At 34.8% G+C, this 9,803-nt stretch carries 8 protein-coding genes; 2 read left to right on the forward strand and 6 right to left on the reverse strand.

Annotated features, from left to right (window positions below; translation table 11 throughout):
• Window positions 1-120: 120 nt before the first annotated feature.
• On the reverse strand, window positions 121-1,365 hold the full coding sequence (locus D9V42_RS13810; RefSeq protein WP_107555578.1) for an ammonium transporter: 1,245 nt from the start codon (window positions 1,363-1,365) through the stop codon (window positions 121-123).
• Window positions 1,366-1,474: 109 nt separating this feature from the next.
• On the reverse strand, window positions 1,475-2,335 hold the full coding sequence (locus D9V42_RS13815; RefSeq protein ID WP_107555579.1) for a GNAT family N-acetyltransferase: 861 nt from the start codon (window positions 2,333-2,335) through the stop codon (window positions 1,475-1,477).
• 189 nt (window positions 2,336-2,524) lie between these two features.
• On the opposite strand from D9V42_RS13815, the gene D9V42_RS13820 reads away from it, so the two are divergent.
• Entirely contained in the window at window positions 2,525-2,800 is a 276-nt protein-coding gene (locus tag D9V42_RS13820; protein WP_107531226.1) for a hypothetical protein, read from the forward strand.
• A gap of 142 nt (window positions 2,801-2,942) precedes the next feature.
• Here D9V42_RS13820 and D9V42_RS13825 read toward each other — a convergent pair whose 3' ends face one another.
• Entirely contained in the window at window positions 2,943-3,929 is a 987-nt protein-coding gene (locus tag D9V42_RS13825; RefSeq protein ID WP_119603673.1) for a LysM peptidoglycan-binding domain-containing protein, read from the reverse strand.
• Window positions 3,930-4,083: 154 nt separating this feature from the next.
• Complete coding sequence (locus tag D9V42_RS13830; RefSeq protein WP_122065434.1) at window positions 4,084-4,869, reverse strand: arylamine N-acetyltransferase family protein; 786 nt, start codon at window positions 4,867-4,869, stop codon at window positions 4,084-4,086.
• A gap of 329 nt (window positions 4,870-5,198) precedes the next feature.
• Between D9V42_RS13830 and ilvD the strand changes: the two genes are divergently transcribed.
• The gene (gene ilvD / locus D9V42_RS13835) at window positions 5,199-6,899 is read left to right on the forward strand and encodes a dihydroxy-acid dehydratase (protein WP_122065436.1); all 1,701 of its coding nucleotides are present in this window, start codon (window positions 5,199-5,201) and stop codon (window positions 6,897-6,899) included.
• A 381-nt stretch (window positions 6,900-7,280) separates the two neighbouring features.
• Here ilvD and D9V42_RS13840 read toward each other — a convergent pair whose 3' ends face one another.
• Entirely contained in the window at window positions 7,281-7,832 is a 552-nt protein-coding gene (locus D9V42_RS13840; RefSeq protein WP_122065438.1) for a GNAT family N-acetyltransferase, read from the reverse strand.
• Between the two features lie 268 nt (window positions 7,833-8,100).
• A partial coding sequence (gene lip / locus D9V42_RS13845; RefSeq protein WP_244204787.1) for a YSIRK-targeted triacylglycerol lipase occupies window positions 8,101-9,803 on the reverse strand: 1,703 nt, incomplete at its 5' end.

The raw sequence follows: 9,803 nt of genomic DNA on the forward strand, positions 1-9,803 counted from the left end.
TTGAACCTATCGAGATTAGAACATGTATTTATGTCTATATCTTGATAGGTCTTTAATATATTCGATCTTCCAATTTGTACCTTACATCTCACATCAGACCTTATTCGTAAACATTTGATCTTAAGAACGTCTATTCAATTTATTCAATTCGCCACTGAAATATGCATTTTCCCCATGAACTACATAGTCTAGACCTTGTTCTTCTTCAACTTTATCCGCAGCAAGCTCGCTAAATAGACCAATTATTTTTGCAATAATATATGTAACGAATCCACTAAATATAATCGTTACGACTACTGCCAATATTTGAACCATTACTGCCTGTATATTACCGCCAAATAGCAACCCATTCGAAATGCCGTCATTAACTTTTTGTGATTGGAATACACCTGTTAATATCGCGCCGATAACACCACCGATACCATGGATTCCAAATGCATCTAAGGCATCATTATATTTTAATTTCACTTTGATATAATTAATCGCAAAATAACAACATACGCCACCTATTAACGCAATTAATATAGCGCTTGTATAATCAACAAACCCTGCTGCAGGTGTGATTGCTACTAAACCTGCTAGCATTCCAGACAACATACCGATTAAACTCGTCGTCTTTTTCATCCAATATTCTATAATCGACCAACCTAATGAGCCTGCACTCGCTGCTAACACAGTATTAATAAATGATGTCATTGCGATATGATCAAACGTTAACGCACTTCCTACATTAAACCCATACCAACCAATCCATACGAATATACCACCTATTAATGAAATGATAAGGTTATGTGGTGGTCGTTTATCAAAATTTTTGCCTGCACCTATCATCACTGCTAACACTAATCCTGAAACACCGGAAGTGATATGTACTACTGTCCCACCGGCATAATCTATCGCACCAAGCTGATCAATCCAACCGCCACCCCACACCCAATGCGCTACAGGGCTATATACTAAAATCACCCATAAAAACACAAAAATAAGATAAGGTATAAACTTCATTTTTTCTGCAATTGAACCAGATAATATCGAAACAGCAATTGTACAAAACATCATTTGGAATAGCATAAATAACCCTAGAGGGATGTGTGGTGATATTTCAGTTTGCGTATCAAATCCAACATGTTGTAATCCCAAATATGTAAAATCACCTAAGATTGTATTTCCTGAACCGAAACTTAAACTAAAACCGAGTATTACCCAAGCAAATGTAACAACTACAATAGCAGACATGCTTTGCATCACTGTGTTCAAAACATTTTTGGACTGCACTAACCCTCCATAGAATAAACTCAATCCTGGGGTCATTAACCATACTAATAACGTACAAAGAAATAAAAATAATGTATCATTCATATTCATACTGCTCACTCCTTTGTAGAAGATCATACCCCCTAACAAATTAGATCGCAAAAATGCGTCACATAAGATAACACAGCGTGTTAAGTTATATGACGCTCTCATTCTCTTTTTATAAATTTTGTTTCAAAATATATACTGGACGCCCTTCTAACTGTGAGGTTCCTACGTTTTGGTAGCGACATTGTTGATATAATTTTTGAGCTATTTCATTATCCATATTTACTGTCAAATAGATTTCATCAACATCAGGAAAATATTGCTTTAAATAGCTCGGTAACGATTGAATGACTTGTTTACCATAACCACGACCTCGATAATTCGAATCAATGCTAAATGATCTGAAAAATATCGCGTTTTTATTGTTTGAATAAGGTGCAACGCCATCCCCTTCATGCAATGTAAAGAAACCAACGCATTCCGACCTCGCATTATATACTAATGTTGGGTGGCGTTCTTCATCATTAGTAGCAAGCTTAATATTTTCTTCGGGGGTTTTTGTAAACTTTCTATCTTCTGCTGAAATATTGAACTGTTTTATTTCTGAAATAAGCGCCTCTTCATAAGGTACAATATCAATAGTTTCGCAATGTTCTGATTGTGCATCAATCCACGTTAAAACTGCTGGTGCTATTTTATGACGTTCTGATTTATGTATCCATTGCATATCTGTAATTTCCTGATCAGGTTCAATCGCATCCCAATTTATATTCATCGTAGTGCGATAGCAATTCAGTTCGGTTCGTGTATTTTTCTGAGGATATGCTTCTCCAACGACTGTTTGAAGATAAACAAAAGATGATTCTGGTAAATCAATTTGTAATTCTTCTTGGACTTCTCTTTTGAGTGCTTCTTTATATGATTCATTCGCATCTATCTTACCACCAGGGAAATAATACTTTTCTCTATTCCTAGCTTGAACGAGTAATAAATACTCATTATATTCAACTACTAAACAAACACATTTAATCACTTTGCACCACTCCATCCCCTATATATAATCGTACTATTTTTATATGAACATCGCTTATGTTATCATATTTCAATATTGTATACACCTTATGTTTTAAGCAACATTAGACACTTATATATCAATTGTAAGTTTATAAAGTGTTATAATATTAAAACAAGATATACATTTTTAAATGGAGGGTTTAATAGAATGGCTAAGAAAACAAAAATCAATCGCATTTCAAATACAGTTAATTTTGTAGGTATTGCAGTAGAAGGTTTCAATTGGTATGCCTATCAATCCAAAAACAAAAAACTCATCTATGCTAGCATGGCAATTACAAGCGTGGGCGCAGTGCTAGATTTTTATACCGCTTTAAAATCACCACGAAAATTCGCAAAAATATTTTCAACTTTTACACTTGCAAGTACGCTCTTCACAACAGCGAAACGTGTTAAATCTTTACGCAAAGAGAACGCATCATAACATAGTACACTTTCTGTTAAAATAACATAACTTCAATGTCACAAGTCGTGCACCATTCTAATTTATGTTAAAAACTCATATAAAAAGCTCGTATTACAGTTACACGTTTCATACTGTAATACGAGCTTTTTGCTATATTTATTTAGTGAATATATTTATACGATTTAACTTGTGATGCTGGAATTGTTCTATAAGTCACTGTACCAGGTGCAGCAGAATAATTCATTTCAGATACAGTAATACTACCGTTCGAATTTACTGATTCTACAAAAGCAACATGACCGTAATAACCTAAATCTGATTGTAAAATAGAACCCACTGTAGCATTATAATCCACAGTATAACCATCAGCTGCAGCACCAGTGTCCCAACTATTAGCATTCCACCAATAAGTACTGATACCTTTACCAATTTGTGCACGTTTATTAAATACGTGCCAAGTACATTGTCCCCAATCATATAGATTAGTATGGTTGAATACAGGTGAGTAATACCCCGATGATCCTGTAGATCCTGTTGAACCAGAACCTCCAGTTGATGCAGTACCTGATACTTTCAATTTTTGACCAGGGTAAATATTAAAGTTTGTTAGACCATTTAGACTCATAATTTTTTGGTATGTAGTGCCATATCTTGCAGCAATCGCTGATAATGAATCACCACTCTTAACTGTATAAGTTGTTGTACTTCCACTACTTGTATTTCCTGAAGTATTCGAACTACCAGTTGATGCAGTGCCTGATACTTTCAATTTTTGACCAGGGTAAATATTAAAATTCGATAAACCATTTAAACTCATGATTTTTTGATAAGTCGTTCCATATCTCGCAGCTATACCTGATAATGTATCACCTGATTTAACTGTGTACGTCGTTCCAGTTGATGTGTTTGAAGTCGTGTTCGAACTTGATGTCCCTGACACCTTCAATGATTGGTTTGGAAAGATAACATTTGAACTTAAATTATTCAATGACTTCAATTTGTCCACTGAAGTATTGAATTTATTCGCTATTGACCATAATGAGTCGCCACTCTTAACTTTATAAGTTGTAGCGGCATCTGCGTTAGTTGATGAAACTGCTGCTAAGGCGCTTGTGCCTATTACAGTAGCAATAATTTTTTTACGCACTTATGTAAACCTCCTACTATATATCTATTACACTTCGTGTCTATACTCACTCTTTTATTATACATTGTAAAAATGTACATTAGTATATTATTTATATGACATTATGATTACAAACGAGAACGTAAAAATATAAAACCTGTAATATACAACTTATTTATGACCGTTCAAACGTTAATATATTGACATTATCAATACCAAAATAGTTATCTAATATCGCTAAATAATTATCACTTGTCACAGGTTTCTTCACTTTTTCACCATAGTCTGTAATAGTTAAATGGGAATTAGACAATGTTATACGGCCATGATCGGTTGCTTTACTTACTATTAATTTTTTCACAAATATAGAACTAGGGTTGTGTTGATTATACGTTATACCTTCTTCAAAATCTGAAATATTTTTAGGTGCATCCGTCGCTTGATATTGTATTTGCCATCCGTTTTCTTTATACTTACACATCTCAATCGTTTGTGTATCTATATAAGAAGCTCTGAAATAACCATTGATATCAGTAACGACTGCTTGTCGATTCGATAAAGGCATTGCCTCTTTAGGTACATCCGCATATCCAACATCAACTAAATAGTCTTGTTGATTTATCCTTACCTTGAGCGCCATATGAGAACCTGCCATTGCCCAACCATTTCCTGTATTAATTGTCGCTGATATCATATCTACATTAAATCCTTTTCCAACTAAATAATTTTTGAAAAAGCGATTTTGTTCATAACAAAAACCACCTCGATGTTCTTGGAGGATTTTGTAGAGCATAGACGCATCATTAAGTGCAATCGGTTGCTTATTTTGGACATTTATATTTTCAAAAGGCACATGCGAAACATATTGATGAATATAATGATTTAATGATAATAAATCAATTCGATTATATTTTTCTGTATCAATTTCTAAATAATTCTCTAAGTGACTAAAATCTGTCATCTTAATTCCCCCTCAACCTATACTATCCTACAATACACATACATTTTAATCTAAGAACATTATTTCAAACAATTTTTTGGATTTTCAAAAAATGGCTTAGTTCCTGATTTGTACACTATTAAATACATGGTATGACAATATATATAGGTCATGATAAGTTTGACATTAATCCAATATACAGATAATGTGTACTTTCGATACTTTTTAAATAACATCAGAAACCAACATAACTTGATACGTTTTAATTTCTTAGTAAAAGACGTATGACTAACTATTAAAAATTCTGATTTTTCTAACATTATAAAATAATATATCTAGGGGGTTATCACTTGGCTAAAGATCAAGAACAACAAACAAATCAACAAGATTTACGTATACGAAGTAAAGTAATTAGTGAAGGTGTCAGTAGAACACCTAACCGTGCTTATTTACGCGCACTCGGTTTTGAAGATGAAGATTTCCAAAAACCTATGATTGGGGTCGCAAGTACTTGGAGCGAAGTTACGCCATGTAACATGCACATTGATGGTCTAGCACGTGCATCTAAACAAGGTATCAGTGAAGCAGGTGGCTCTCCGTTAATTTTCAATACAATTACAGTTTCAGACGGTATCTCTATGGGAACAGACGGTATGCGTTTTTCATTGCCAAGTCGTGAAATCATTGCAGATTCAATAGAGACTGTTGTTAGTGCTGAAAACCTTGATGGCGTTGTAGCTATAGGTGGCTGCGATAAGAACATGCCTGGTTGTATAATTGGAATCGCTCGCTTAAATTTACCTGCCGTATTCGTTTACGGTGGAACGATTTTACCCGGAAAATTAGATGGCAAAAATTTAGATGCCGTATCTGCATTTGAAGGTGTCGGACAATATAATAATGGAGAAATTGATAAAGAGGCTTTACATAAAGTAGAATGTTCTGCGTGTCCTGGTGCTGGTGCTTGTGGCGGTATGTTTACTGCTAACACGATGTCATCAGCAATTGAAGCAATGGGTATGAGTTTACCAGGTAGTGCCTCACATCCTGCTGTTTCTACAAATAAAGCAAAAGATAGTAGAGCAGCCGGAAAAGCAGTTTATAAATTATTAGAAAAAGGTATTTATCCAAAAGATATCATGACTAAAGAGGCTTTCGAAAATGCAATTACCGTTGTAATGGCGTTAGGGGGTTCAACAAATGCTATTTTACATCTACTTGCCATCGCACATACAATCGAAGTAGATTTAACCCTAGATGATTTTGAGAGAATCCGTAAACGCGTGCCTCATATTGCTGATCTGAGACCAAGTGGTAAGTATGTAATGGCACACCTTGACGAAGTGGGTGGTATCCCTGCTGTTATGAAGTTACTTCATGACAAAGGATTAATTCACGGTGATTGCTTAACTGTAACTGGTCATACAGTAGCTGAAAATTTAGCTGATCAAGCAGACCTAACTGATAATAAAGAAATCATAAATTTCGAAGAACCTAAACATGCAACTGGGCCTCTTGTTATTTTAAAAGGTAACCTGGCTCCTGAAGGGGCTGTAGCTAAAATCTCTGGCCTTAGTGTCACTTATATCAAAGGACCTGCACGTGTCTTCGATTCAGAGGCGAAAGCCACTAAAGCGATACTAAATGATGAAATCAAACCTGGAGATGTCGTCGTTATTCGTTATGCAGGTCCTAAAGGCGCGCCAGGCATGCCTGAAATGTTATCTGCATCCTCTATTCTTGTAGGAAAAGGGTTAGGAGAATCTGTAGCATTACTTACAGATGGTAGATTTTCTGGCGGTTCACATGGACTAGTGATAGGTCACGCTGCGCCAGAATCTCAAGTCGGTGGACCAATGGCGCTCTTAGAAGAAAATGATACGATTACCATTGATGCAGAGAAACTTGAAATTAGTTTCGACGTTTCCGAAGAAGAACTTGAACGTCGCTATCAAAATTGGGAAGTTCCTCCTCTAAAAGCAACAAAAGGCACACTCGCTAAATATGCCAAACTTGTCTCTTCGGCATCAAAAGGCGCAATTACTGACTAAATACCATTATAATATCAAGCAAAAAGGTCTTATTACAAAGTGTTTTCTAATACATTGTAATAGGACTTTTTTATATAATGTTCATTTATTCACAAAAAGACACTTTAGAATGCGCAATTGTTTATTTATTTTATTTTTAGTCATCGGAGAATGATTTTTCACAACTTAGGGAATATCAAACAAAATTGAACGCAATTGTATTATATTTAACTTAACATACCAAAGCGAGGTGAGTTACATGAGCTTTATCATTGATATCATCAAAAAAATCGTTGGTTTATTCACAGGTAAATAATTTCTAAAAATTATTTGAGACCGAGACATTTAATTGTTTCGGTCTCGTTTTTTATTTTGCTCGTTACTTTATAAACTATGTAGTGTTTATTCTCGTACTCCAAGCCATTCAAATTTTAGTATACCCATTTTAATAGCGTCAAAATATTGACCCTTCACACTTCTTGCTTGTCTAATTCTAGCTTCTTCTCGCATGCCCACTTTTTGAGCAAGCTTAATCATTCTTTCATTACCTGACCATGTCGAGATGCCCAATCTATGAACAAAATCTTTCTTAAATAAATAATCAATCCACAGTTGAAATACTTCTGTGCCAATACTAGATTCCCAATAATCACTATTGTAAATAACAATACCTATTTCTAACCAATTAGTATTTTTATCTATCCAATATGAACCGACAGTCCCTATAAAATGACCTTCTACCATAATTGCTAAAGTACTTTCTACATTGGGGTAGATATAACGATTTTCCTCTAATGCTTTAATAAACGATAATTTATCTATGTGCGGTTCCTCAATATATGGACCATTCCAATTTTTTGCCTTTTGTTCAAGCTCCTCATATTTCCAATAATAGAAATCATCCATAATCGATTCATCAAGCGATGCTAAAACACCTTTTGAAAACGGTATCACCATACCCCCTCCTAACCTCATCATTACGTGTTAGTATACTTTAAACTAACCAATACTCAAAATACAAAAAGGGCCAGGCATAAACCAATAATTACAAATTGATTTCAATGCCTCGCCCTCTTGATTATAAAGATGAATTTAACCTTGTTATACCGTCATATTAATCTTTAGAAAAATAATGTTTTAATCACACGGAATAACGAACCTAATAAATCAAATAAGTCTCCTGTCATGACCATTACCTCCATTATTTAAATTTTAATTTTATTTAAGCATCAAATTGCTCGTTACGAACTAAATCTGCTGCTAAATTATGCCAAAACTGTTGCAACTCTTCAGTTGGATGATTGGAATCCGTAGAATCTTGTCCAACAAAATCAACATGGTCCCAACCGTGTTTAATTGGAGTCACTTGCCATATACTTTTTTTCACTTCATTTGTTGCTTCCGTAAAGGCTTGATTAAATGGATGTTGTGATGAAATAGTAGATACTAATCCGTCATTTTCACGCCACTCTTTTTCTGCAGCTTTACCAATTACATTGCCTGTTATCGTAAATGGTAGAAACATATTAATGTCTGATTTTTGATTTCCAAGTAAAGTAGGTCTTGTTGATTCTCCTGTATAGGTTTTATAGACAATATTAGGGTTTAACGATGTGTTTTTATTTAATTTAGCAGCGCCTTCCCTCGTCAAATCATAAAAACCGTTATCTTTTGTTTTCCACAATCCACTATTTTGAACGCGTTGTACATATTGCGCGTATGTTTCTCCTTCTCTCTGTTTAAGTCCCCATTGGCCAAAACCAAAATCCACTTTTGAGTTTTTATTACCTTTGAATTTGGAGTAATCAAACGCTAATTGTCTAACAAGAGCTTCATTACCTAATGCATCTGCAGCATGTGTACCATTATGCGGTGTACCTATGGTAGTAATTGAATTCACCATGTTATCGTTATTCCCTTGGAAAAGTGGAGAAATTTCACCGCCATGCTCTTTTTGATATTCTATTTCTTCTGGGTTACCATTACGTAATAATTCTTCAAGTTGCCTTACTGTTTGACCACCCATACTATGGGCTACTAAGTGCACTTTTTGACCTGGTTGCCAATCTTTATATACACCTTCATATGTTTTACCATAACGTTCATGACCGTACTTCTCAGCATGGGCTACACCATAATCTACCGTACCACCCTTGATATAGTAATAAAGCTCAACTGCACGATCATAGTTACTACTTAATGCACCAATACTCGCCTCGTATGCTTCATAACCATTACTTTCTAAATCTTGGCGGATATCCAATTTATCTCCACCCCAATAATGCGCTAATACTGCCGGGTTAATATCATCAGTAAAACCATTGAAACCATGTACTAAAATGATAGGATCTTGGTTTTGATACTGTCCTTGTTTCGCAGTTTTATTAGGTTGTTCACTCGCTTTTTCTACATTTTGTTGAGTTTGGTTCTTCGGCGTTGCTACCGCATTTTCTTTCAACGTATTTAATGCTTTCTCAGGATTATCCTTATTATCTTGTTCGGAATCGTGATTTGCAGCTTGATTTGGTAATTTATCTAAGGATGTTCCCTCTTTTTTATTTTCATCATTTTTGACAGGTTCATTTAATGGCGTTTGATTGTTTTCTACCATTTTGTTTTGTTTAGCGTCTTTATAATCCACATGAGCTTCTTGTTGCTTTAATTTATCTTTTGCGTTAAATTCTGCATCCACTTCTGGCGCTTCTTGTTCTTTCACTTTATCTTTTGCATTAAATTCTGGGTCTACTTCTGGCCCTTCTTGCTTTTTCACTTTATCTTCTAAATTGAATTCTGGATCTATTTCCGACGCTTTTTGTTCTTTCACTTTATCTTTTGCATTAAATTCTGGGTCTACTTCTGACCCTTCTTGTTTTTTCACTTTATCTTTTGCGTTAAATTCTGGGTCTACTTCTGGCCCTTCTTGTT

Source organism: Staphylococcus pseudoxylosus, from assembly GCF_003697915.1.
Lineage (GTDB): Bacteria > Bacillota > Bacilli > Staphylococcales > Staphylococcaceae > Staphylococcus > Staphylococcus pseudoxylosus.